Origin of the sequence: Neotamlana sedimentorum (genome assembly GCF_000943565.1) — a bacterium.
Taxonomy (GTDB): Bacteria; Bacteroidota; Bacteroidia; order Flavobacteriales; family Flavobacteriaceae; genus Neotamlana; species Neotamlana sedimentorum.
In genome coordinates this window covers 41,136-66,870 of sequence record NZ_JTDW01000001.1, presented here as the reverse complement: position 1 = coordinate 66,870, position 25,735 = coordinate 41,136, and the positions used below count along the sequence as shown (strand labels likewise).

General features: G+C 32.9%; 24 protein-coding genes. 8 read left to right on the top strand and 16 right to left on the bottom strand.

Annotation, left to right across the window (positions count from 1 at the left end):
• Positions 1-17 precede the first annotated feature (17 nt).
• From PW52_RS00265 to PW52_RS00255, 3 genes are read right to left on the bottom strand one after another with little or no spacing between them, the layout of a single operon-like run.
• Positions 18-1,160, bottom strand: coding sequence for a tetratricopeptide repeat protein (locus tag PW52_RS00265; protein ID WP_044630925.1), 1,143 nt, complete (start codon positions 1,158-1,160; stop codon positions 18-20).
• Entirely contained in the window at positions 1,153-3,156 is a 2,004-nt protein-coding gene (locus tag PW52_RS00260) for a M56 family metallopeptidase (protein ID WP_165586735.1), read from the bottom strand. Before PW52_RS00260 ends, PW52_RS00265 begins: the two co-directional genes overlap by 8 nt.
• Before the next feature lie 2 nt (positions 3,157-3,158).
• A complete protein-coding gene (locus PW52_RS00255; protein ID WP_044630924.1) occupies positions 3,159-3,518 on the bottom strand; it encodes a BlaI/MecI/CopY family transcriptional regulator in 360 nt (119 codons plus the stop codon).
• A 141-nt stretch (positions 3,519-3,659) separates the two neighbouring features.
• On the opposite strand from PW52_RS00255, the gene PW52_RS00250 reads away from it, so the two are divergent.
• On the top strand, positions 3,660-4,157 hold the full coding sequence (locus PW52_RS00250) for a DUF456 domain-containing protein (RefSeq protein ID WP_044630923.1): 498 nt from the start codon (positions 3,660-3,662) through the stop codon (positions 4,155-4,157).
• Between the two features lie 241 nt (positions 4,158-4,398).
• Here the strand turns inward: PW52_RS00250 and PW52_RS00245 are convergent, their stop codons facing one another.
• The 6 genes from PW52_RS00245 to PW52_RS00225 form a co-directional block, all read right to left on the bottom strand.
• Positions 4,399-5,070 (bottom strand): response regulator transcription factor, encoded by a 672-nt coding sequence (locus tag PW52_RS00245; protein WP_044630922.1) that lies wholly within the window; start codon positions 5,068-5,070, stop codon positions 4,399-4,401.
• A gap of 9 nt (positions 5,071-5,079) precedes the next feature.
• Positions 5,080-6,915, bottom strand: a complete 1,836-nt coding sequence (locus PW52_RS00240; RefSeq protein ID WP_052823298.1) for a tetratricopeptide repeat-containing sensor histidine kinase — start codon at positions 6,913-6,915, stop codon at positions 5,080-5,082.
• A 109-nt stretch (positions 6,916-7,024) separates the two neighbouring features.
• A complete protein-coding gene (locus PW52_RS17480) occupies positions 7,025-7,171 on the bottom strand; it encodes a hypothetical protein (protein WP_165586734.1) in 147 nt (48 codons plus the stop codon).
• A gap of 334 nt (positions 7,172-7,505) precedes the next feature.
• Positions 7,506-8,510, bottom strand: a complete 1,005-nt coding sequence (locus PW52_RS00235) for a LacI family DNA-binding transcriptional regulator (protein ID WP_044630921.1) — start codon at positions 8,508-8,510, stop codon at positions 7,506-7,508.
• Between the two features lie 120 nt (positions 8,511-8,630).
• Positions 8,631-9,251: an HmuY family protein gene (locus PW52_RS00230; protein WP_044630920.1), complete on the bottom strand. Its 621-nt coding sequence runs from the start codon at positions 9,249-9,251 to the stop codon at positions 8,631-8,633.
• A gap of 8 nt (positions 9,252-9,259) precedes the next feature.
• Positions 9,260-11,338 (bottom strand): TonB-dependent receptor plug domain-containing protein, encoded by a 2,079-nt coding sequence (locus PW52_RS00225; RefSeq protein WP_044631270.1) that lies wholly within the window; start codon positions 11,336-11,338, stop codon positions 9,260-9,262.
• Between the two features lie 55 nt (positions 11,339-11,393).
• Between PW52_RS00225 and PW52_RS00220 the strand changes: the two genes are divergently transcribed.
• From PW52_RS00220 to PW52_RS00190, 7 genes are all read left to right on the top strand, one after another.
• Complete coding sequence (locus tag PW52_RS00220) at positions 11,394-12,299, top strand: DUF6607 family protein (RefSeq protein WP_044631269.1); 906 nt, start codon at positions 11,394-11,396, stop codon at positions 12,297-12,299.
• A gap of 1 nt (position 12,300) precedes the next feature.
• The gene (locus tag PW52_RS00215) at positions 12,301-13,776 is read left to right on the top strand and encodes an ankyrin repeat domain-containing protein (protein WP_044630919.1); all 1,476 of its coding nucleotides are present in this window, start codon (positions 12,301-12,303) and stop codon (positions 13,774-13,776) included.
• A gap of 50 nt (positions 13,777-13,826) precedes the next feature.
• Positions 13,827-14,306, top strand: a complete 480-nt coding sequence (locus tag PW52_RS00210; protein WP_044630918.1) for a DUF2271 domain-containing protein — start codon at positions 13,827-13,829, stop codon at positions 14,304-14,306.
• Positions 14,307-14,374: 68 nt separating this feature from the next.
• Positions 14,375-16,558 carry a PepSY domain-containing protein gene (locus tag PW52_RS00205; protein ID WP_044630917.1) on the top strand — a complete coding sequence of 728 codons (2,184 nt, stop codon included), beginning with the start codon at positions 14,375-14,377 and terminating at the stop codon, positions 16,556-16,558.
• A 145-nt stretch (positions 16,559-16,703) separates the two neighbouring features.
• Complete coding sequence (locus PW52_RS00200) at positions 16,704-17,654, top strand: SDR family oxidoreductase (protein ID WP_044630916.1); 951 nt, start codon at positions 16,704-16,706, stop codon at positions 17,652-17,654.
• Between the two features lie 26 nt (positions 17,655-17,680).
• Entirely contained in the window at positions 17,681-18,193 is a 513-nt protein-coding gene (locus tag PW52_RS00195) for a hypothetical protein (RefSeq protein ID WP_044630915.1), read from the top strand.
• 1 nt (position 18,194) lies between these two features.
• On the top strand, positions 18,195-19,106 hold the full coding sequence (locus PW52_RS00190; protein ID WP_044630914.1) for a helix-turn-helix domain-containing protein: 912 nt from the start codon (positions 18,195-18,197) through the stop codon (positions 19,104-19,106).
• Between the two features lie 2 nt (positions 19,107-19,108).
• Here PW52_RS00190 and PW52_RS00185 read toward each other — a convergent pair whose 3' ends face one another.
• The 7 genes from PW52_RS00185 to uxaC form a co-directional block, all read right to left on the bottom strand.
• Positions 19,109-19,495 (bottom strand): MauE/DoxX family redox-associated membrane protein, encoded by a 387-nt coding sequence (locus tag PW52_RS00185; RefSeq protein ID WP_044630913.1) that lies wholly within the window; start codon positions 19,493-19,495, stop codon positions 19,109-19,111.
• 89 nt (positions 19,496-19,584) lie between these two features.
• Positions 19,585-20,880 (bottom strand): TRAP transporter large permease, encoded by a 1,296-nt coding sequence (locus tag PW52_RS00180; protein ID WP_044630912.1) that lies wholly within the window; start codon positions 20,878-20,880, stop codon positions 19,585-19,587.
• A 2-nt stretch (positions 20,881-20,882) separates the two neighbouring features.
• Complete coding sequence (locus PW52_RS00175) at positions 20,883-21,344, bottom strand: TRAP transporter small permease (protein WP_044630911.1); 462 nt, start codon at positions 21,342-21,344, stop codon at positions 20,883-20,885.
• 1 nt (position 21,345) lies between these two features.
• Positions 21,346-22,317, bottom strand: a complete 972-nt coding sequence (locus PW52_RS00170; protein ID WP_044630910.1) for a TRAP transporter substrate-binding protein — start codon at positions 22,315-22,317, stop codon at positions 21,346-21,348.
• 24 nt (positions 22,318-22,341) lie between these two features.
• Complete coding sequence (locus tag PW52_RS00165) at positions 22,342-23,010, bottom strand: bifunctional 4-hydroxy-2-oxoglutarate aldolase/2-dehydro-3-deoxy-phosphogluconate aldolase (protein WP_044630909.1); 669 nt, start codon at positions 23,008-23,010, stop codon at positions 22,342-22,344.
• 91 nt (positions 23,011-23,101) lie between these two features.
• Complete coding sequence (locus PW52_RS00160; RefSeq protein ID WP_044630908.1) at positions 23,102-24,148, bottom strand: sugar kinase; 1,047 nt, start codon at positions 24,146-24,148, stop codon at positions 23,102-23,104.
• A gap of 44 nt (positions 24,149-24,192) precedes the next feature.
• Positions 24,193-25,596, bottom strand: coding sequence for a glucuronate isomerase (gene uxaC / locus PW52_RS00155; RefSeq protein ID WP_044630907.1), 1,404 nt, complete (start codon positions 25,594-25,596; stop codon positions 24,193-24,195).
• Positions 25,597-25,735 lie beyond the last annotated feature (139 nt).

Here is a 25,735-nt window from a genome sequence, read left to right as displayed (position 1 = left end):
ACAATTTTTTTCGGTTTTCAATCTTTCTTTTCGCCTTCTTTGATAAATTTTTCTTGCTTCAGCTTTGATATTCTGTCTTCTATAAAAGGATTCATGCCTTTATCGGAAAACTTTTTAAGCAAATTTTCATAAACTTTAATTCTTGCATCATAGTCTTCATAGTAGCTATCCAGAGTTGCAGCCATTTGAAAATGTGCAAAGTAATTATCGGGAGCTTCTTTTATAGCTTTTTTTAAAGTTTCAATGGACTCTTTATATTTTTTTTGTAGGTTAAATACCGTTGCTAACTTCATATATTCTTTATCAAGCGGTTTGTCTAAAAGAAACAGTGCATCATCAATAAACTTTTCTGCGTTTTCGTAATCGTTTGTATTTAAATAATAGGTTCCAATGACGTAAAGTGCGGTGGCATCATGAGGATTAAATTTTAAAGCTTTTAATCGGTATTCAATCGCTTTTTCATAATTAAAATGCTGGGCATAGCTTAAGCTTATTTTTTCATAAACGAATGCCGATTTTTCTCCTAAATCTAAAAGTTTTTCAAACCACGCTATAGCCTCATGATAATTTTGAGACCAAAAGTAATTTTGTGCTTTCAAGCTTATTAGTTTCACGTTGTTTTGGTAGCTTTCCAAACCCTTATCAACATACTCGTCCACTTGAGCATACTCGCGTTGTTGCAAATGCATTTTTGCAATTTCATAAATGGCTTTTTGGTGTGTATTGTCTAAACTAAAGGTTGTTTTAAAAGCATTTATTGCTGTGGAATCGTTTAATTTTTCGAGCACTAAGCCCAATTCGTAATGGAAATTTGGGTTTAAACTATCGGTTTTTATCAAACTACTAAACATACTTTTCGCCTCTTTAAACTTTTTTGTACCTGATAACAATTTTGCGTAATCGTATTTTAACAACGTATTCTGGGGATTGCTTTCTACTCCCAATTCATAATACTTTAACGCGTCATCGTAATTGCCAATAGCCGTGTAAGCCTTGGCTAACTTATCATAAACTTCGGGTTGATTTGAAAGCGATTTGTAAGCGTGAATTGCTTTTGAATAATTTCCCAAAACAAACAGACTATCTCCAACATTTAAAACCGAAGTTTGTGCTTCGGTTTTAAAAAAAACTAAAAGTAATAGACATGAAATTCTAATCATCTTTTTTGGCTTTGTCCACAGTAAAAATAATTGGCAAACTGTATGGTACTTTTACAGTTTTTTCTTTTTGGGTTCCAGGAGTCATTTTAGGAAGTTCACTTATAACGCGAATGGCTTCTTCTTCCAATACTTTATGTGGCGCTCTTGCTCTAATGTCATCGGTAGTTACGCTTCCAAATTCATCTATTTTAAAAATAACATTTAAGCGTTGCCTTCCTGTTAAGCCTAATTGGTTTCCTAAATCTGTATTAAATTTTTGAGCTACAAATTCACTGATTTTTTTAGACATACATTTTTTACGTTCCTCATTGGTTTGTAAGGTTTCGCAACCTGGAAATACAGGAGCATTTTCAACGACCGAAAAAGGGACTTCTATATCTTCAGAAACTATATCATTTAATTTATCATCAACCGTATCGACTTCTACGTTAGCCAACTGAAAAACTATGGGTAAACTATAAGGCACATTTACCTTTTTACCTTGATGTACACCAGGAATCATTTTTGGTAAGCTACTAATTACTCGTATTGCTTCTTCTTCTAAAGCTGGATGTGGCGCTCTTGAACGTACATCTGTAACATGACCTTCGGTATCAATCTTAAAAATGACATTGATACGCTGTCTGCCTTTTAATTGTAAACTATCGGCTATTTTGGTGTTGAAATTTTTATTAACATATATTGAAATGTTTTTAGAAACACATTCTCGTTTCTCTTGATTTGTTGACAAGTACTCACATCCTGGAAATACAGGAACTTCATCGATTACTGAAAATGGAACATCCAATGCGTTTAAATAATCTTGTTTCGATAGTTCACTCATATTTATTTCTCCTCCTTTATCTGCGCCTTGCATAAACACAATATATGATCTACCGTCTTCAAAATTAAATGTCCATTCACCAAACCCTTCTGGAACTTTTTCGTCTTTATGATGCACACTATAAGTCGCCACTTTGGTTTCTCTATTTAGTTCTGCCCAACCTACATAATTAGAATTTGCTTTTAAAAAGGCTTCATACTTTTCATATTTAATCGCATTCTCTCCTGTTGGCGATTCTCCCATCTTAATCTCATAAGTGTAACTGCTTAATTCTAAATTTTGATCAATTAATTCGTTTTGCACTGTACATGCCGAATAAATTAACATAGTTAAAACAACCGGAATTAACAAAGCATACTTAAATAAGTGCACTTGTTTCGATTTTGATTTTTGTAACATAACGATTCGTTTTTTGATTAATGATTGTTTATAAAATGGATTGATGAATGATATGCGCTTGGTTTGAAATACTTGCGCTAATAAATTTTGATAATAGTCTTTTTTACCCTGATGCTTTACCGCTTGTGAGTCGGCTATAAATTCGTGCAGCGTTATTAATTTATTTTGATAGATATATACCAGCGGATTAAACCAAAACACAATGCGAAGCAACTCGAAAAACAGTAAATCGAGTGTATGTTTTTGGTTTACATGAACCATTTCGTGTCGCAAAATACTGGCTTTTTCTTTCTGCGATAATTGCTCTCCTAAAAACACGTAATTAAAAAATGAAAAGGCATTAGTACTGTTAAATAAACTAACCAAACTTAGCTTACCGTATTTTGTTTGAGGATTGCTTTTTATTAAAAAAATGACTTTATAAAGCTTAAACACAAATAAAATCAAAGCTACAAGCATTCCTAAATAAAACAGATTTTGCCATGAAAAAAGCGATATAACCTCTGTAGTTTCACCTTTAATAATTACCGGATCGAGTTGTATTATTTTATTTGTTTGCCCTAAAAACACTTCGGGTAAAGCCACAACAAACTGTTCTGGCACTGCTTTTTTAAAGCTTTCAATTTTTATAAATGGTAAAAACACCGATAACAATGTCGTGAATAAAAGATAAGCACGATTCCAGTTAAAAAAGGTTTCTCTTTTTAAAAACACATCGTAAACTAAAAGAAAACACAACTGAAATGTTATGGTTTGAAGTAAATAATATACCATAATTAATCGTTTTTATTAATTTCCTTTAACACCGATTCTAGCTCGTTTACGCTTATATCGTTTTTCTTCATAAAAAAGGACACCATACTTTTAAATGACCCTTGAAAATACCCATCGACCAATTTGTTTAAAGTTTGGTTACTGTAATCTTGTTGTTTTAAAATTGGGAAATAAATATGTCCTTTACCTTGCTTTTCGTAATCTACTGCGCCTTTGTTTTCTAAAATTCTAACAATGGTTGAAACGGTATTATATGCCGGTTTAGGTTCTGGAAACTCTTCAATTATAGCTTTAACATTGGCTTTTTTAAGTTGCCAAAGTATTTTCATTATATCCTCTTCTGCCTTCGTTAGTTGAATCATATTTATGTGTTTTAAACTTTTAAACTAAAAACTTAGTTAACAAATATAACTAAAAATTTAGTTTAAACTAATTTTTTAGTTTAAAATTGTAACATTTGGCACGATTATTCGTCTAAATAAACAAAATCAACCCTAATATTTATGGATATTACTTTAGTTATTATTGGCAGTTTATTAATGTTTTTAGGCATAATTGGTAGCTTTTTACCCATTTTACCTGGACCTGTTACCAGTTGGATAGGTTTATTAGTACTTCATTTTACCAATGCCGTAACGTTGGAAACTTCGTTTTTAATTATTACAGGTGTCATTGCCTTATTTATTTACATACTCGATTATATAATTCCTGCCATAGGAACCAAACGTTTTGGCGGCAGTAAATATGGCGTAATTGGAACAACCATTGGGTTAATAGTTGGGCTAATTGCCCCTATTCCTGGAGGAATAATTATTGGTCCTTTTTTAGGTGCTTTAGTGGGAGAATTACTAAATAAAAGCGACACGAAAACGGCAACACGCGCCGCATTTGGTTCTTTTTTAGGCTTTATAACTTCTACCTTCATAAAATTTGTTGTTGCCGTAATTTACACCGGCTTATTTATAGGACTGGTTTGGGAAAACAGGGCTGTTTTATTTTAAAATTTAGCTAATAAGAAGAAACCCTGTGGGTCTCTCACCTCCACAGGGTTTTGTGTAAATTGCTATTATCAACAAAAAAATGAGGGATTAATTAATTTTTTTGAAGCGTTGTTATACAAATATACCTATAACTTTCGAATTTTGGATGTGGGAAAACCGCACTTAATTTACGGTTAAGTCATAAAACTCAATGATTACAAGGGTTTTAACAACAAAAAATTATAAAAATAATTAACCACGTTTATATAAAACCTGTTTTTCTTGCCTTGTTTATTAAAGTTTCGTCTTGTCCGTCTTCTACCTCAAAAATTTCACGAAGATGCTTTTTACGCTTTTCAATAGCACTTAAGGAAATACCTAAATGCTGAGCAAGGTTTTTAGTTTTTATACCTTGAGATAGTAAATATAGTATTTTTCGGTTTTTTTCGTCAATTACAATATCTGTTGTTAAGGACTTTCTAATATGTTGGTTTACGGTGCCACTATAAAATGGTGGATTATTTAAAACGGCCTGAAAAGCACTTGCCAGTTCACTTGATGTTAAATCACTTTTTATTAAAAAACCTTCGGGATCTATGGTTTTAATTATGTTATGGATTCTAAAAGATTCATTAAACATAGTTAACACTACAATTTTAGCTTTTGGAAGTACCGATTTCGCATATTCTGCCAAGTCTTCACCAGAACTCATAACACCATCAGATGATGGTGGTAAACTAATATCTACAAACAATACATCATATGGTATTTGGTTTACCGACTTATTGATTAAAGCAACTGCTTCGTCGCAGTTGTTTGCAATATCTATTTTTAGTTCTTGATGTTCTTTTTTGGTAAATAATAATGTGTTTTGATATCCTTCAATAATCATGGGATGATCATCTATCATTAATATTTTTATACTTTCGGTCATGCTAGGTTATTACGTAATTGGAACTTCTAAAACTAAGGTCGTTCCATCTTCCTTTTGAGACTTTATGTTTATTTTCCCTCTTATTTCCTTGACTCTGGAGTTAATATTTTTTAATCCTATTCCAGATTTAGCTTTGCTTACATCAAAACCAAAACCATTGTCTTTAATAGAAATGCAAATTACATCTTTTTTTAATTTAAAGCTAATTTTCACAATGGTAGCGTTAGCATGTTTATGAATATTATGTAATGCTTCTTGTATTATTCTATAAATATGTATTTTCGTTTTATTACTTATTTGGTCCCAGTTAATACTGTCGTCTGGGGTAAAAATATACTGTAAATTATAACTTAAAGATTGAGTTTCAACCAATGTTTTAATAATATCAATAAAACCAGAACCCGAAATAAAATCGGTATTTAATTCGTGTGATACTTTCCGAATGTCGTGTTCTATATCTTTTAACTCATTTATATACTGCTCTCTCGCTTTAATGGCTTCGGTAGTTGTATTCATATTTAAGCTATCTAAACTTAACCGAGTTCCAAAAAGTCTTCCTAAAACACCATCATGTAACTCTTGCGAAATTCTTGTTTTTTCTTGGGCTCTTGCTTCTTCAATACTTTCGTTTTGAGAAAGCATAAGATTATAAATTTCTTCATTGCTTTCTTGCTGGGACTGCTTAAATTGTAATATCTTGTTTTTTTCGCGCATGGTTAGAAAAAGATATAATAAAATAGATATTATTATGACGATAATAGATATTATAAACAATAACCTAACCTCTTTTTCTTTTTTAAGATTTTCCTTTTCAATTTCGTCAGTTTCAAAACGTATTCTAGCAAGTTTATCACGATTAAATCGCTCTATTTTATGTAGGCTATCACTTAACTCTATATATTCGTTTAAATATTTATTAGCTATTTCTCCCTCTTCAATACTAGCAATAATAAATAACGATTTAAGTAAATCATCATTATTGTATAATTCTGAAAGATTTTTTGCCTTATAAGCATGCAATCTTGCCGAATCCTTTTTATTAATATCATTATAAAACTCTGCTAAATGCTGATGAATTATAATTGAATTGTAGGGGTTATTTATACTGTCAAAAATTTTTAAAGCCTTTAAATAAAGCCCCGGTAATTCCTTATGATTTTTAGATAAATGTAACGTTTTAGCGTAATTACCAAGAGCTAAACCATAAACATCCGGATATTTACTTATTAAACTTTTATTGTTATAAATTTCAAAATATTTTTTTATCGCCAAGTTAAACTTTCCCGAACGCCTATAAACTTTAAGCAGATTATTTAATGTTAGCCCTATGCTACGTTCATAATCTCCTTTTAACTGTTTTTTTAAATTTAAAGATATTTCGTAATATTTTATAGCTTGATCATACTGATCTAATTCATCGAAAACAACCCCTAAATTATTGTAAGCATATGATTTATATTGCTTGACGTTGTTTGTTTCGTTTAAAGTATTTAACAGTGTTAAAACTTCGATAGAAGTAGCTTCGCTCCCTGTGTAATCTTTATGATAGGTCTGGCAAACAGCAATGCCGTACAAGGTAATTGCAACATTATAGGTTAAATTATAGGCTTTAAAAACTTTTTCGGCCTTTTGAAAATAGACCAGAGCACTATCGCTAAACAACGATTTTCTATACAACTCGCCTATTTTGTAATTAATTTCTGCAATGGCTACAGAGTCTCTCTTAGGTATTTTATTGATACTAGATTTAGCAGATTCTATTTGCTTTAAAACCTGAGAATTTTGCGCATTAAGCACAACTGTACTTAATAGAAATACAAAAACAATATGCTTTAAAACTCTCAATTATAATTAAAAAATTAATACTCAAATGTATTTAATTTTTATCGATTTAAATAAAAAAACCTCGATTATAACAAATCGAGGTCTATTATATATTAGATTAAAATTAGTTTTAATCTAAACCATTACCTCCTGTATAAGGCGTTTCTTCGGTTTCAGGAGATTGTAATACATCATCTTCGTTTAAATCTTGTTTTGTACAAGAAGCTATGGTTAAAAAAAGTGCTGCTAAAATTAAAGTAATTCTTAAGGCTTTCATATTAATTTCGATTTTAAAGGTTAACTATTTTATTTTTTAAAACTCATATCTAGAAGACTTGAAAAAGTCTTGTTTTTTTGAGGGATAAATGGAATAATTAACTATAAACCGAAAAGCACAAATAGCTTACGATTATGTAAATTTTACTAGGAGGGAATAAGCAATAACTGCCTTTTGGATTAATTTTTTCTAAACCGAACTTAGGGAACTTAAATGCGCTCACTTTAGTTAATGCTAATATATACTAAAACTACTAATAAATTACAAATTATTAGACAAACAACATAATTACAAGGGTGAAAAAAAGCTTTTTGTCGATAATGTAAGTTTTGGTTTACATTATTGATTTTGTTTTAACTAAACTTGTCTTTACAATATTAGTTTTAACATCTTCATCTTTATTATTGTTAAGCATACGGTTTATTAGTAGTTGGGCTGCATTTTCACCAATAGTTTTAGCATGTTGCCTTATAGTGGTTAGTTTAGGTAATGTATGATTAGAATCAGATTTACTAGCAAAGGCAATAACAGAAACGTCTTTTGGAACTTTTAAACCAAAATTTATAGCTGTATTCAAAGCAATAATACCCGATGAGCTATCGGCAGCCAAAACAGCATCAATTCCTGGGTTTTTTTTAAAAAAGGATTTAATTTTCTTTTGATGATCGTCCTTCTTTTTAATTTTTAAAACCAACGGATCTTGTCCTTTATGCTCGAGTATTGCCCTGTTATAACCACGTTCGCGTAATTTACCAACACTTAAATCGTTAATATTACTTATAAAAACCACTTTTTTTCGTTGTTCTTTAAGTAATAACTGAGTTGCATTGTAAGTAGCATCAAAATCATCAACTATTACTTTATCGCACATAACATCATGCGCAACCCTGTCGAACATTACAATAGGTAAACCTTGACTAATGGTTTTTTTAAAATGGTCAACTTCATTACTCACTTGAGTTTCTTCGGCCATCGAAAGGATAAATCCATCAACACTTCCGTTTGCTAAAAGCTGTAAACTATCTTTTTCTTTATCTAAAGATTCATTGGAAATACAAGTGATAATATTATAACCATGCTTTGTAGCTTCACGCTCTATTCCAAAAAGCACTTTAGCTAAAAACCTATTAAGTATATTCGGGATAATAACCCCAATAGTTTTAGTTTTATTATTCTTTAAACTCAATGCAACTTTATTGGGTTTATAGTTATACAATTCAGCAAGTTCTTTTACACGCTTTATTGTTGCCTCTCCAATTTCCTCACTATTGTTTAATGCTTTAGAAACCGTGGAGATTGAAACGTTTAATTCTTTTGCCAATTGCTTTAGTGTAACCATAAATACCCGAATTTAAGTGCCGCAATTTACAAAATAACTTTTTTGATTGGACGAAAAAAGAAAACCCTTAACAAAATTATGTGAAGGGCTTTACAAAAAAACTAATTCAAATTTAAATAACTAAAACGTAGTTTCTCCCTCGTTTGGTTGATACACATAGTTAAACGTGTAATACTGCGAATCGCTAGAGGTATCGCTATCTAAATAATAACTTAAAATTTCAACTTTTGCATAAGTGTTACTGCTCGTTCTTACTACAATTATTTTACCTACAATTGGTGATATAATGTGTGTGGAGTAATCGTAACTATACCAACCATTGCCAGAACCAGTGGTTATAGCTAAGCCATCGGTTTCGCTATCGCTAACAAATAACGAGGTATCTACCTCTGTAATACCATCTAAAGTTCCGGTTGCAATGTAAGCTCCTGCCGTTCCAGTTCGTTCAGGCTCATCATCTGAAACTGCAGTTCCTCCATTTACAATAATGGTTGTGCCACGGAAGGCTAAATCCCAACTATCGTCTGTTACAATGCTTCCGCTTTCAAAAGAAAAACGAGTATAATCGCCTGTAATGGTTGCAGGTGTTGTAGTGTAATCTGCCGTTTGCACTGCTGCTAAATTACTAACTGTAGCAGTTTCTGTGTCTAATAATTCTGGTTCAGAATTTTCATCATCTGTACTACAAGATGTAAACCCTATAAATAAAGCTAAAAGTGATAAATATTTAATTGTTTTCATAAGATATATTAAAATTTAATGTTGATTTTCCCGTATAAAATGCGTCCTGGTATATTGGTTATATTTTGAGTATCGGTGAAATTAAAAAGGTTATCTGCACCAATACCAACCGTGTAATTTTTATAAAAAGTTTTATTTACCGCGACATCTATAACCGAATAACCCGATACAAAATCATCGTAATCATCTAAATAAGTATTATCGTTACTGTCGTATAAAGCATATTTACTTCGGTAAGTCGCTCTAAGATTTGCATCTAAATTTATTTTCGGAATATTATAGAACACTTTTAGGTTCGCCATATGTCTTGATCGGTTGTACAACCCAAAATAATCTGACTCTTGTAGCTGAAAAGAAGATCCGCTTTCGTTTCTAGCAAAAACCTCATCATTCTTAAATGCTTCTTCGGCTTCTTTATCTTTTGCATAAAGCAATTGGTAACCTCCTGAAATTTTTAAGTTATTGTTAGGTTTCCAGTGTGCATTAAACTCGGCACCTTTTGTGTAAACTTGGTTTACATTATAATAACTAAACACGTTTTGGCCGTTGGTTTTTGTTGCTATAACTTGGGTGTTTATTAAATTTTCTATTAAATTTCTGAAGATGTTTACAGATAATTTTAAAGAAGAAGCAATCTTATAATCTACACCAAAATTTATACTCATTGAACTTTCTGGATAAAGCGCATCGTCGTAATTTGAAATTGGAACTATAATATTTTCTATTTCTCCTTGTTCCTCTAATTCTGGAATTTTTGTAGTTACTGTGTTATATCCTAAAACCGTATAACCCACGGTTGAGTTTGTAAAATCGAAATACAGTTGCCTAAAATCTGGCGCTTTATAACCATAACCTACAGAACCTTTTACCGCCAGTTTTGTATTAATTTCATAACGCAAAGCAGCTTTAGGACTAAATTGAGATTTGTATTTATTATGACTATCGAAACGAGCACCAAGAATTACATTTAGGTTTTCATTTAAATAACCATCATATTGTAAATACACGTAAGGCGAATTAAAAATTGGGGTACTTGTAAAATAAGTTCTATCTAAAGTTTCATGGCTAAACCCTAAACCACCTGTAAAAGTTGTTTTTGCTGTTGGTTTAAAATTAGCTCTAATTTCGGGGCGAACTAAAAAATGATTGTAATAACTATTGCTGTATAAGCTACCATCATTATTATTTAAATATTCTTCGGCTTTATATCTTGAAGCATAAAACTCTAAGTAACTACTCCATTTATTATTGTAATCATGATTTAGTTTTACATGTGTATTCCACTCATTTATGTTGCTTTCTCCGGCAATAGTTTCAGCAGCGACATAATCTTGATTTTGATAATAATAACGTCCAGAAGTAGTTAACGATGTTTTATCGTTAAATTGATAATTTATTTTTCCGTTTAAAGTATAATTAACAAAAGGTTCTACGGTATTTAAAGCATCTGTTTCGTCGAAATCGTAACCAGAACTACTGTATCTATTTGCAAAAAAACTAGTTGCCAATTTTTTCTTAGAATAGCTAATTGAAGAACTTAAATCGTTTGTATTAAAAGCGCCCAATCTGTAATTTAAGTCGGTTTTAAAACCTGGTTTAGGGTTTTCTGTAATTATGTTAATAACACCACCAAGTGCATCGCTACCATATAAACTAGACGATGCTCCTTTTACAATTTCAATCTGTTTTATGTTGCCAACAGTAAGTCTAGAAATATCTAAAGTTCCAGCAGAACGGCCAATTAGCGGTACACCATCAACCAAAATTAAAGTGTATTGAGAATCTAAACCTTGAAGTTGAATGCCCTCTCCTCCACCAAAATCTGGAACGGTAATTAATCCGGTTTGTTCGTTTAAAATATCGCTTAACCTAATGGAGTTAGATTGAATAATATCTACTTTCGATACAATTTGTGCAGGTAAAGGAACCGAAGATAATTGCCTAACCGTTCGAGTGGCCGTTACCATAACTTCTTCTAAAGCTTCTGGTAAAGAATCTGTTACTTTTGTTTTTTCATTTTGAGCTACAGCAAAATAACTTACAAAAGTTAAAAAATAAATTATAATTTTATTTTTATTTAGACTCATTCTATTTAAATTTGTCACAAATATATAAATGTTATTTAAAACCAATCTAAATAAAATGAAAAAAATAGTTATTTTAACTTTAACACTATTATCTGTTTCTACGGTAATAGCTCAAAACAAGAAAAAACAAGATCAAGATGCTATTAAAAGCATGTGTGGTTGTTATGAAGTAAATTTTAATTTTGCTGAAACTTTCGAGTATGTTGAAGATTCTACCTACATAGCATCTAAAACCAAACATGATAAAGGTTTAGAATGGGTGCAACTTGTTGAAGATGAAGATAATAAAATATCTATGCAACATTTATTAATTGTTGGCCCGCCAACACAACCTTATATTGTAAAACACTGGAGACAAGATTGGGAATACCAAAACACCAATTTATACCAGTACAACCACGATAACAAATGGGATTTTGTACAACTTTCTAAAAATGACGTGAAAGGTCAGTGGACTCAAAAAGTGTTTCAAGTTGATGATAGTCCGCGCTACGAAGGTTCTTCAACCTGGGTTCATGTTGATGGGAAAAGCTATTGGGAAAACGAAACATCGGCTCCATTACCACGTCGTGAATACACAAAACGAAGCGATTATAACGTAACTACCAGAAGAAACCGACACGAAATTGTTGCAAACGGTTGGATTCACGACCAAGACAACGATAAAGTAATTCGTGAAGACGGAAAACCAGACGTAATTATTGCACAGGAAAAAGGCTTTAACACTTATGTAAAAGTCGATGATACCAAGTGTAAAGCAGCTCAAGACTACTGGAAAGAAAACCAAGCTAAATGGGCAATAGTTCGTGCCAAATGGGACGATGTATTTTCAAGAAATACCGATTTAATACTTGAAGAAAAAGTAGACAACAAAGTATTGTATAAATATTTATTCGATGCCGAAAACTACAACTCCGCAGAAACAATTAATCCAATAATAGAATCATTTGTAAAAAAATAAGATGAAAAAAACATTATCACTTTTAGCTTTACTACTTTTAGTAACTGTACAAAGCTTTTCGCAGGACAACATATTTTTAAAACGCGAATTTTGGGATACAAAGCCAACCATAAAAACAGTAAAAACTAAAATAGCTGAAGGCAATAATCCTACAGAAGCCAACCAAGCCCATTTTGATGGTTTAGTTTATGCTATTTTACAAAAAGCACCTTACGAAACTTTGGTGTTTATGCAACAACAAGAAGGTAATAGCATTAATAAACTAACACACGATGGCAGAACCTATTTATTTTGGGCAGCCTACAGTGGTAACGATAAATTTATGAGCTACTTGCTTGAAAACGGAGCAAAAACCGATATTAGAGATGATCACGACTACACACCGTTAAATTTTGCAGCAAACACTGGTGTAACAAACACAAAAGTTTACGATTTACTTATAGCCAAAGGCGCAAATTTAAAAGAAGATGTTAATCACGATGGGGCAAATGCCCTATTATTAGCTATTACTAAAGATGAAGATTTTAAGCTTACCGAGTACTTTACTTCAAAAGGTTTAAGTCTTTCTGATGTTGATGCTAACGGAAACGGCGCATTTAACTATGTTGCAAGAACTGGTAACACCAAACTTTTAGATAAACTTATGGCTAAAGGAATAAAAGGTAACGACCAAGCTTTTACTTTTGCTGCCATGGGACAAAGACGCTCTTTTAACGACGTTAGTGTTTTTAAATATTTAGAAGCCCAAGGTTTAAACCCAAATACTACAAACCACGACAACCAAACTCCTTTACACATTGCAGCAGCTCGTAGCAAAGATGTAAACGTTATAAACTATTTAATAAGTAAAGGTTTAAGTGTTAACGCTACAGACAAACATGGTAATACGCCATTTTTAAATGCGGTTAATAGAAACGATTTAAGTGTTGTTAAAGCGCTTTATAAAAACGTAAAAGATATCAACTTAAAAAACAAAAACGGCGAAACTGCACTTATGCTTGCTGTGCGATCTAACAAAGCTGATGTGGTTACTTTTTTAGCTGAAAACAAGGCCGATTTAAATGCTACCGATAATAAAGGAAATAACCTTTCATATTATTTAGTTAGTAACTACTCAAAGCGTTCTGAAAAAGATTTCACTGAAAAATTAGAAACCTTAAAAACATTAGGTTACAACTTAAGTACACCACAAAAAAATGGTAACACTTGGTACCATTTTGCTATCGAAAAAAATAGTTTTAAGTTACTTAAATTAGCTTCAGAATTTAATCAAGATATAAACGCTAAAAACAGTGAAGGTAACACGGCTTTACTTTTAGCTGCAATGAAAGCTAAAGACGATAAAATTTTAAAATATTTAATTAAAAACGGGGCAAACAAAACTGCTACTACCAATTTTGAAGAAACGGCCTTCGATTTAGCTCAAGAAAACGAATTACTTAAAGCGAATAACGTTTCTGTAGACTTTTTAAAATAACTAAAATATAGTCATCCTGAGCGTTTCAGGATCTTAAAAAATACACGAATATGAAATTAAAATATATAACACTTTTAAGTGTAATATTGCTAAGCTTAGTCGCTTTTACAACATCAGAATCTACAAAATACAAGTGCATGATTCAAATGACAAATTATACAGGTCATGGTGCTTACGTAGTTATTTCGCTTATTAATCCAGAAGGCGAATACGACGAAACCTTATATGTAAAAGGTGATGATGATGAATGGTTTAACACCGTTGAAGAATGGTGGAAATTCTACGGGAAAAAACGTAACAATATAGATGCTATTACTGGTGAAACTATTGCTGGTGGCGAGCGTGCTATTGAAGTTATAAATATTGAAGATTCTAAAATTGATGCTGGATATAGTATTCGTTTTGAAACTGCAGTTGAAGATGATGAATACATTGTTGAAGATGTTCAATTCGAGCTAACTTCTGCAAACATTAAAGCAAAACACGAAGGCAAAGGCTTTATTCGCTACATTCGAATGATGCCTAATTAAATCGTTATAAAGTTTGAAGCCTTCATAATCGCTTCAAACGCAAAAAATAAGTCTTAAAACATTAAGATATGACCATTTCCATTTGGAGATACAGCCATTTAGCCTTGGCTGTATCTTCTTTTGTTTTTATAATACTTGCTTCGGTAACAGGGATAATTCTAGGGTTTCAACCTATTTCAGAACAACTTCAACCCTACAACACCGAAAACCTTAACAACATTACAGTTGCTGAAACCATTGCGATTTTTAAAGCAACTTACCCTGAAATTATTGATATAAAAGTTGATGATAACAATTTTGTTATCGCATCAGTTTTTACAGAAGATGGCGATAATTTAGAGGGCTATTTTAACCCAAAAACCGCTCAATTTTTAGGTGAAGAAATTAAACCTTCAAAGTTTTTTCAATGGGTAACCAGTTTACACCGTTCGTTATTTTTAAAAAGTATTGGTCGTTTTTTTGTTGGGCTTTGCTCCTTTTTATTGTTTTTAATTGCCATTACAGGAACCGTTTTAATTTTAAAACGCCAACGTGCTATTAAGCAGTTTTTTGCCAAAATTGTAAACGATAATTTCAACCAATATTGGCATGTGGTTTTAGGGCGTTTGTTGCTAATTCCTATTTTAATTATTACAGCAACTGGTGTGTATTTATCGCTCGATAAATTTCAATTACTTCCAGAAAACAAAACGGAACACGCTATTGATTTTGACGCTATTTCTGAAACACCAAAAGTTGAACTTTCTGAAATTGAAGTATTTAAAAACACGCCACTTTCCGAAGTAAAAGCTATAGAATTTCCTTTTTCTCCAGATGTTGAAGATTATTTTACGCTAACACTTAAAACTAAAGAACTTCTTATAAATCAAATTACTGGAACTGTTTTAAGTGAAACTAAAACACCCTTAGTTAATATTTTTACCAGCTTAAGTTTAAATCTGCACACCGGAAAAGGCAGTATTTTATGGTCGGTTATTTTAATTATTGCCTCAATAAACATTCTGTTTTTTATTTATTCGGGCTTCGCGATGACTTTAAACCGACGAAAAACGCGTATAAAAAATAAATATAAATCCGATAAGGCTGATATTATAATTCTTGTTGGCTCGGAAAACGGAAGTACTTTTACTTTTGCCAACGCCTTTTACAAAGCCCTAATTTCTAAAGGGGAAAACGCATTTATTACCGAAATGAATAACTTCACCAATTTCCCCGAAGCCAAACAAATGGTAATAATAACCGCAACTTATGGCCAAGGTGAAGCGCCAACAAACGCGAATCAATTCTTTAAAACGTTTAAATCTGAAAATTTAAAAGACAATTTAAAATTTTCGGTAGTTGGTTTGGGCTCTTTGGCTTATCCAGATTTTTGCAAATTTGCGATGGATGTTGATAAAACACTTCAGCAAAAGCACCAACAACTTTTACCTATTTTTACCATTAACGATAAATCGGTTGAAGCTTTTAACCAATGGACTTCGCAATGGAGCGATGCTTCTGGTATTCCTGTTAAAATTGAAGAACAAGTTTTAACTACAAAACCCAAACAACTTAAAAAATTAAAGGTTTTAAGTAAAACCAAAACAAATACCGACGATACGTTTTTACTCACTTTAAAACCCAAAACACATCATAAGTTCACTTCTGGCGATTTGCTTGCTATTTACCCAAAAAACGATCATCGCGAACGGTTATATTCTATTGGAAAAGTAAATGGTAACATTCAATTAAGTGTAAAACTTCATAAAAACGGTTTAGGCTCTGGGTTTCTATTTGCTTCAGAAGTAAACGAAAAAATAAAAGCGCGTTTGGTAAAAAATTCAGCATTTCATTTTCCAAAAAACGCTTCCAAAGTTATAATGATTGCAAACGGTACCGGAATTGCTCCTTTTTTAGGCATGCTTAATCAAAATAAAAATACAACAACGCATTTGTATTTAGGTTTGCGCACCGAGGCTTCATTTCAACTTTATAAAAATCAAATTGATGGATGTATTTCATCTGAAAAATTAAGCTCATTTACCTTAGCATTATCTCGTGTAAATGAGAAACATTACGTTCAAGATCTTCTTTTAAATGATGCTGAAGCCATTGCAAAAACTTTATATGGCAATGGTATTATTATGGTTTGTGGCTCGCTTGCCATGTACAAAAGTGTGCTGGCTGTGCTTGAAGATATTGTTACAAAATACAACAACAAACCTTTAAGTTATTACCAAAATAAGCAGCAAATTAAAAGTGATTGCTACTAAAATATGCTACTTTACAGCTCGCAATTCGCTGTAAAATAGCCGCAACAACCAAAAAGTATACAAAATTCGAAAAATTGTGTAAGTCGCAACATCTACTCCAAGGTTACCTTTGTACTATTATTTTAAATCATTAAAACATTAGATGATGAGTACAACTAAATTTGGAAAAAAAGGGTGGACACCCAACAGAATAAAAGACTTAAACGGCAAAACATTTGTTATAACTGGTACAACCAGCGGTACCGGTTTTGAAGCTGCAAAAATATTACTATCTAAAGGCGCAAAAGTAGTGATGCTTAACCGTAATGTGCAAAAAGCAGAAGCTACAATAGCCACCTTAAAACACGAACTTGGTAATACCATTAATGTTACTAATATTCGCATGGATTTAGCATCGCAAGCATCGGTAAAAGAAGCCGCTGCAGAAGTGCTTAAAACCGTACCACAAATAGATGCCTTAATGCTAAATGCTGCCATTGCACAAGTGCCTAAACAAACCTTTACGGTTGATGGTGTAGAAAGCCAAATGGGAGTAAACCATTATAGCAATTTTTTGTTACAAGCATTACTTTTTCCTAGAATTGAAGCCTCAAACGGGCGCATTGTAACTGTTGGCAGTATGGGTTATAACTTAGGAATAAAAACCATTCAGTTCAACGATTTAAACTGGGATAAAAACTATAATCCAAACGGTGTCTATAGCCAGAGTAAATTAGCGCAAATAATGACGGCTTACCAACTACAAGATAAATTAAAACAAGCAGGAAAAACCAATGTAAAAACGTATGCTTGTCACCCTGGGGCTTCAAGCACATCGTTAATTAAAACCAGCGGTAGTTTATTAACTCGTTTTGTTTGGCAAATTATGAAGTTAACACCTATGGTACAATCGGCAGAAAAAGGCGCATACCCAGAATTAATGTGTGCTACCGAACCCGATTTAGATCAAGCAGGGTTTTACGGGCCAACAGGAAAAAATTACTGGACAGGACCAGTTGGTGAATGCAAATTAGAACCACACGCCAAAGACAAAGCTGTAATGCAAAAACTTTGGAGCGTTTCTGAAGACGCTGTGAGAATAAAATGGAATGTTTAAATTTGAATAAACCAATAACTTAAATTATGGATATTTTAAAAATAGCAACCGATTGGGCAAAAGCCGAAGTGTTCTCTACCCGATTTTTTATAATTTTCGCCATTTTATTTCTAATTGCAAGTGTTGGTTTTTGGCAATTAGGAAAAACCGAAATTGCTAAAGCTTACATAATACCAACCTTAGTTGCTGGTGTCTTACTTTTAACTATTGGCCTTGGGTTGTTTTACACCAACAAATCTAGAATAAAACAATTTGAAGAAGCCTATAATAACAACGCTGTTACTTTTGTTGAAGCAGAGCTTGAGCGTGCCGAAAGCACTTTAAAAGAATATAAAAACGTAGTGTTTACTACCATACCAATAATTATAGCAACATGTGCCTTGTTAATTATATTTTTAAAAACTCCTATTTGGCGAGCAAGTATGATTACAACTATTGCAATGCTTGTAGTTATTTTATTAATTGATGGCACCGCACATGGCAGAATCGATGCTTATAACAAACAATTAATCGCCGTTAAAAACCAACTTAAAAATTAATATGCAACATTTTAAAACACTATCGGCTTATTTAGATTATCTGGAATTACCACGACCAGAACATCCTATGTTTAGTGTATTTACGGCATCGGGCGGTGGTTTTTTACCTTGCCCAAAAGAAAGTTCACCTCCTATTACCAACGATTGCTATTCTATTAGCTTAAAAAAAATTGTAAAAGGCGATTTAAATTATGGACGAACCAAATACGATTTTACCAACGGTGCTTTAATTTTTATTGCACCAAGGCAAGTGATGCAATGGGACGACAGTGTGGTTTACAACCAAAAAGGGTTTTCAATAAATTTTCATGAAGATTTTTTAAAAGGCACAGAATTAGCACATCAAATTAAAAAATATAGTTTCTTTTCTTACGCTGCAAACGAGGCGCTTCATTTATCACCAAAGGAAGAAAAACAAATAGAATCAATTGTAGAAAATATTGATATTGAATACCAAAACAATCAAGACGAATTTAGTAAAGACATTATTATTTCGCAGTTAAGCACGTTATTAAAATATGCCAATCGCTTTTACGAAAGGCAGTTTTTAAACCGCAAAGAACTATCAAACGACTTACTTGAACAGTTTAATAAGCAACTATCTATTTATTTTGATTCGGGTGAAATTCAAGAAAACGGTATTCCAAGTATAGAACAAATCGCGCATAAATTATCGGTTTCACAGCGTTATTTAAGCGACACACTTAAAAAGGAAACCGGAAAAACATCGACCGAACATTTACAGCTTTATTTAATTGATGAAGCTAAAAATAGGTTGCTAAACCCAAGTAAAACCATAGCCGAAGTTGCTTTTGAATTAGGCTTTGAATATCCGCCGTACTTTTCAAGATTATTTAAAAAGAAGGCCGGCATTAGCCCAAAAGCATACCGCGAAAAATATAGAATGAATTAAAATTAAGCTTCTTTTTCATTTAAAAAGAAAAGCAATAAAAATAAAAATCCAATATAAGTTGTTTGAAGTCCAACATTAGCCCAATTTTCGGCAAAGCAAGAGCCAACAACTAAAATATTCATTAAAACAAAAGCCGCAATAATCGTTTGTTTTGCAAACTTGTTAATTATTAATAAGACACCAATAGCTATTTCGGCAAACGGAATAATGTAAGCCAATGGCGTAACAAATAGTTCTGGTAACAGTGTTTCGGAAAAACCAGCCTGCATTCCTGCTACAAATTTACTAAGCTTTGGCAACCTAACAACGCCATGAAAAAAGTAATTAATTCCAAACGATAACTGTAATAATGCTACCGCAAGACCTTTATTTGTTAAATTTTTGAACATAATATTAATATTAAAAAACCGACTTAAAAGCTTAAGTCGGTTATATTTTTATTTCTTACAGAAAATGTATTCTTATTTAAAATGGCTTATTACAATCCGAATAACTTAGGCAACCATAAAGTTAACTGCGGAAAGTAAGTTACTAAAAACAGTGCAAAAATCATGGCTAAAAACAACGGTATTAAAGGTTTTATTACCTTTTGAATGGTTGTTTGCGCTACACCAACACCAACAAAAAGCACCGAACCAACCGGCGGTGTACAAAGCCCAACACATAAATTAAGCACCATAATAATTCCAAATTGAATGGGATCCATACCCAACTCGGTTACAACCGGTAAAAATATTGGTGTAAATATGAGAACCGCTGGCGTCATATCCATAAAAATACCTACAAATAACAGGAGTAAGTTTATAATAAGTAAAATGATGATTTTGTTGTCGCTTATACCTAATAAAAGTGAGCTAATGTTTTGTGGAATATTTTCGAAAGACATAACCCAAGACATACTCATGGAAGCACCAATTAACAACATTACAATAGCTGTAGTTGCAGAAGAATCTAATAATATTTCCGGCAAGGATTTAAATGAAATTTCTTTATATGCAAAACCCAATATCAAGGTGTATAAAACCGCAATAGCCGAAGCTTCTGTGGCGGTAAAAATTCCTGTAATAATACCTCCAATTACAATTACTAATAAAAACAAACTTGGTACAGCATCAATAAATGTTTTAAACACTTGTTTTATCGAGCTTCTTTCTCCGAGTTTATATTTTTTCTTTTTAGCCCAAAACATGGCCACAATCATTAAAAATAAACCCGTTAAAATACCAGGAATATAACCCGCTAAAAATAATGCCGCGATAGATACACCACCACTAGCCAAAGAATAAACAATTAAAACGTTACTTGGGGGAATAATTAATCCTGTGGTTGCCGATGTAATATTAACCGCAGCACCAAACTCTTTAGAATATCCTTCTTTTTCCATTTCTGGCCCTAAAATACTCCCCATAGCCGATGCCGATGCCATTGCAGAACCTGCAATAGCTCCCATAAGCATAGCTCCAATAACATTTATAAGCGCCAAACCACCAGGTAACGAACCTACAAGAGTTTTGGCAAATGCAATTAACCGGTGGGCAATTCCGCCTTTATTCATAAGTTGGCCCGAGAGCACAAAAAACGGTATGGCGAGTAAAGCAAAACTATCTAAACCCGTTCCCATACGTTGCGATATGGTTGTAAATGCAGGTAAGGCAGGAATACTCGCTAACATGGTTAAAACCGATGAAATGGCAATACTCCAAGCCACTGGCATACCTATAGCCAATAACCCAACAAAACTTAATACTAAAACAATAATTGGTATATATTCCATGGCTATAAAATGTTTTTAATGTCTGAAACTTTGTAATAAATAATTAATAAACCACTTAAAGGAATAGCGGCGTAAACCACGGCCAAAGGCATTTGTAAAGCCGGTGAAAATTGATCGAGTATATACGTGATATAAACCAATCGCGAACCACCAATTACCATAGCTAATAAGGCAAATACAATTATTAAAACATAAACTAATAGTTTAATTTTTTTTTGCGTTTTACTGCTTGATCGTAAAGGTAACACATCGATTGCCACATGCATATTACGACCAGAAACATAAGCTGCTCCAAGAATTCCTAACCAAATCATTAAATAGCGTGCTAGCTCGTCGGTAAACGAACTTGGTGTACCCATAACAAATCTGGTAAATACCTGCCAGAGTACATTTATAACCATCACACCCATGATGACTATTAAGGCATTGCCTAAAATTTTATCTATTTTTTTTCTTAATTCCATCTTATTTAGTGTTTTTAATACGTTGGACTAAACTATACATATCCTTATCCTTTTTAACAGTGGTATAAACATCTTCTACTTTTTCAGAAAACAATGTTTTGTCTGGATAAATAATTTCTACACCAGCCTTTTGCACTTCGTTTAGTGCTTCTTGCTCGGCTTCGTGCCATAATTTTCTTTGATAAACTACCGAGTTATTAACTGCAGTTTGAAGCCATTTTTTTTCTTGCTCGTTTAAATCGTCCCAAATATGTGTTCCAATAATTAAAACATCTGGTAACACTGTATGCTCATCTAAGGTGTAATATTTACATACTTCGTAGTGTCTTGATAAATAAAAACTTGGCGGATTATTTTCTGCACCATCAACAACACCCTGTTGCAACGAGGTGTATAATTCGCCCCAAGAAATTGGCGTTGCCGAACCTCCTAAACTGTTTACCATATTCATGGCAGTTACGCTTTCCATAACACGAATTTTTAATCCTTTTAAATCGTCGGGATTATTTACGGGTTTATCTTTAGTATAAAAACTGCGGCTTCCAGCATCGTAATAAGCTAAACCTTTAAGCCAATATTGTGTGCCTTCATCTAACAATTCTTGACCAATAGGACCATCTAAAATTTGATTAACATGAGTTTTATCTCTGAATAAAAATGGGAGTCCGAAAACCTTCATTCTCGGCGCAAAATTCTCCATTACACCTACGGAAACTTTAGTCATATCAAGGCTTCCAATTTGTAGCAACTCGATACATTCGCGTTCGGTACCTAACTGCTGGCTAGGGTAAATTTCAATTTGCATTTTACCACCTGATATGTTGGCTAAATCTTCGCCCATTTTCACCATAGCTTTATGAACCGAGTGGTTAACATCGAGTCCGTGGGCTAATTTTATTGTTCGATTTTCGTTAAGTTGACCACAACTTGTAAACAAAAAAACAGTTGTTATAAATAATATCAGGTTTCTCATTATTAGTTTAGTTTTGGTTGGTTTTTAACTTCTTAAATTTTTAATAATGCTTAATGCACTAGCAACTTTTTTAGTTAATGTATCGAAATCTTGGTTAGCAACAATTTCTTTTGAAATTAATTGCGAGCCCATACCTACACATGTTACTCCAGCGTCAAACCAGCCTTTTAAGTTCTCCTCGGTTGGAGATACTCCTCCGGTTGGCATTATGCTTGTCCATGGTTGTGGTCCTTTTACTCCTTTTACAAAGTTTGGTCCGTAAATACCACCTGGGAATAATTTTACGATTTCGCATCCTAATTCTTCAGCCTTCGCTATTTCTGTTAAACTGCCACAGCCTGGTGACCATAATACTTTACGACGGTTACAAGCGATTGCTATATCTTCGCGTAAAACAGGTGTTACTATAAAGTTTGCTCCTAATGCCATGTATAATGAAGCTGCTCCGGCATCGGTTACAGAACCTACACCCATTACCATACCTGGCAATTCTTTGGTGGCATATTTTACTAATGCTCCAAACACTTCGTGAGCGAAATCGCCTCGTGCGGTAAACTCCATTAAGCGTGCGCCACCATCGTAACAAGCTTTTAATACTTTTTTACTTAATTCTATATCGCTGTTAAAAAATAAAGGTACCATACCGGTATCTTTCATTACTTGAGCGACCTCTAATCTTGAAAATTGTGCCATTTTTATTTTATAAAGTTTATTAAAATCTGTCTAAACCATTAGATTTACATGTGCATTTCTAATTTTTCAGACAGATTTTGTTATGCTATTTTTATCTTGCTACACGACCTGAAGCGTCACCACCCATAAGTTTTTCAACTTCGGCAACAGTTGCTAAGTTCGCATCACCTTTAATTGTGTGTTTTAAACATGACGCTGCTACTGCAAAATCTAAGGCGTTTTGGTCGTCTTCTGGGTATTTTAATAATCCATAAATTAATCCCCCCATAAACGAATCGCCACCACCTACTCTATCTACGATATCAGTAATTTGGTATTGACGTGTTTCGTACATTTTGCTTCCATCATATAAAACTCCTGCCCAAGTGTTATGAGAAGCAGAAATAGATCCGCGAAGTGTTGTAATAACTTTTTTAGCCTTTGGAAATTTCTCCATCATTTGCTTACACACCGATAAGAAAGCTTCAGCTTTTACGTCGTGCCCATGTTTATGTACATCTAAACCTTCTGGATGAATGTTAAAGTGCATGTGTGCATCTTCTTCATTTCCTAAAATAATATCACAATATGCTGTTAACTCGGTCATAACTTTTTCTCTATGTGCTTCGTCGCAGTATTTCCAAAGTTTAGCACGGTAATTTAAATCGGTTGAAATTGTAATCCCTTTTTCGCTAGCAGCCTTAACAGCTTCTAAGCAAACATCGGCAGCACCTTGCGAAATAGCTGGTGTAATACCCGTCCAGTGAAACCACTCTACCCCATCGAAAACAGCATCCCAATCGATCATTCCTGATTCAATCTCTGCAATGGCAGAATGTGCGCGGTCGTAAACGACTTTACTACCTCTACTTACAGCTCCTGTTTCAAGAAAATAAATTCCTAAACGGTCGCCACCCCAAACTATTTTATCGACACCAACGCCGCGTTTGCGCATTTCCATCATGGCACATTCGCCAATATCGTTTTTTGGTAAACGCGTTACAAAATCTACATCTACACCATAATTGGCTAACGACACTGCAACGTTTGATTCGCCACCACCATACACAACATCGAAATTACTCGCTTGTGAAAATCTTAAAAATCCTTGTGGGGCTAATCTTAACATGATTTCCCCAAATGTTACAACTTTACTCATTACTTACTTTTAGCTTGCGCTTGTTTTTATATTAGTTTTATGTTTTAAAAATTAAAATATTCTTTGGCATTAAAATAACTGATATCTGCCACTATTTTACCAATCCACTGCATTTCTTCTTTTGGTAATTCGCCTCGTTTTATTTCATCGCCAATAAGATTACAAAGAATTCTTCTAAAATACTCGTGTCTTGGAAAAGATAAAAAGCTCCTAGAATCGGTTAACATTCCAATAAAACAGCTAATTAAACTCATGTTAGACAAGGTGTTTAGTTGCTTCGTCATGCCATCTTTTTGATCGAGAAACCACCAACCAGAACCCCATTGTACTTTTCCTTTTATGCTTCCGTCGTTAAAATTACCAATCATGGTAGCCATAACTTCGTTATCGGCTGGATTTAAATTATACAGTATAGTTTTACATAATTTATCTTTACTATCTAAAGTGTTTAGAAAGGCCGATAAACTTTCAGCTTGCGAATAATCGCCAATAGAATCCCACCCAGTATCCGGACCAAGCAGGCTATGCATACGCTTATTATTGTTTCGCAATGGCCCTAAATGAAATTGTTGCACCCAACCATATTCATGATAAGTTTCGCATAAAAACATTAAGATTGCCGTTTTAAACTTTAAAATTTCTTGAGGAAGTAAAGTTTCGGCTTTTAACTTTTTATTGAAAATGATATTAACTTCGGCTTCTGTATAGTTTTCAAAAGGCATTTGGTTTAAACCATGATCGCATAGTTTACATCCATTTTTATTAAAAAATTCAATTCTATTTTTTAATGCTTCTTTTAAAGCGGTAAAGGAATTAATATCCAGATTAGCCGCTTCACCAAGTTCTTTTAAATAACTAAAAAAAGAATCAGCTTCAATTAACATGGCTTTGTCTGGCCTAAATGCCGTACTTACTTTAATTTCGAAATCACTTTTAGCCAAGGCTTGGTGATGCACTAAAGTATCGGTTGGATCTTCAGTAGTACAAACAAATTCAACATTTGCTTTACGAAGTAAATTACGACAGCTGAAATTAGAGCCGCTTAACATTTCTGATGTTTGTTGGTAAATTTTATCCGCCGATTTTTCGTTTAAAATATCGTAAATATCAAAATAACGCGCTAACTCCAAATGCGTCCAGTGATACAAAGGGTTTCGCATAGCGTAAGGCACTGTTTTTGCCCATTGCATAAATTTTTCCTTATCGGAAGCATGACCTGTAATGAATTCTTCTTTTACTCCTAAAGTTCTCATGGCACGCCATTTATAGTGGTCGCCATTAATCCAAACCTTTGTTAAGTTATTATAAACAGAATCTTCTAAAATTTCTTGAGGTGGTAAATGATTATGATAATCAATTATAGGTTGATTTTTAGAATACTCGTGATACAATTCTTCGGCATACTTATTTTCCAGCAGAAAATTATCGTGAATAAACTGATTGTTCATAACTTAGCTTGATTGGTTTTTAAAATAGACATCTTGATTTATTTTTTTTAGTACGTTATTATTAGAAATTTACACATTAATAATATTCCTATTAATCATTTATAAAACCAAAATACAATCGATTGTATTGTTTGACTAT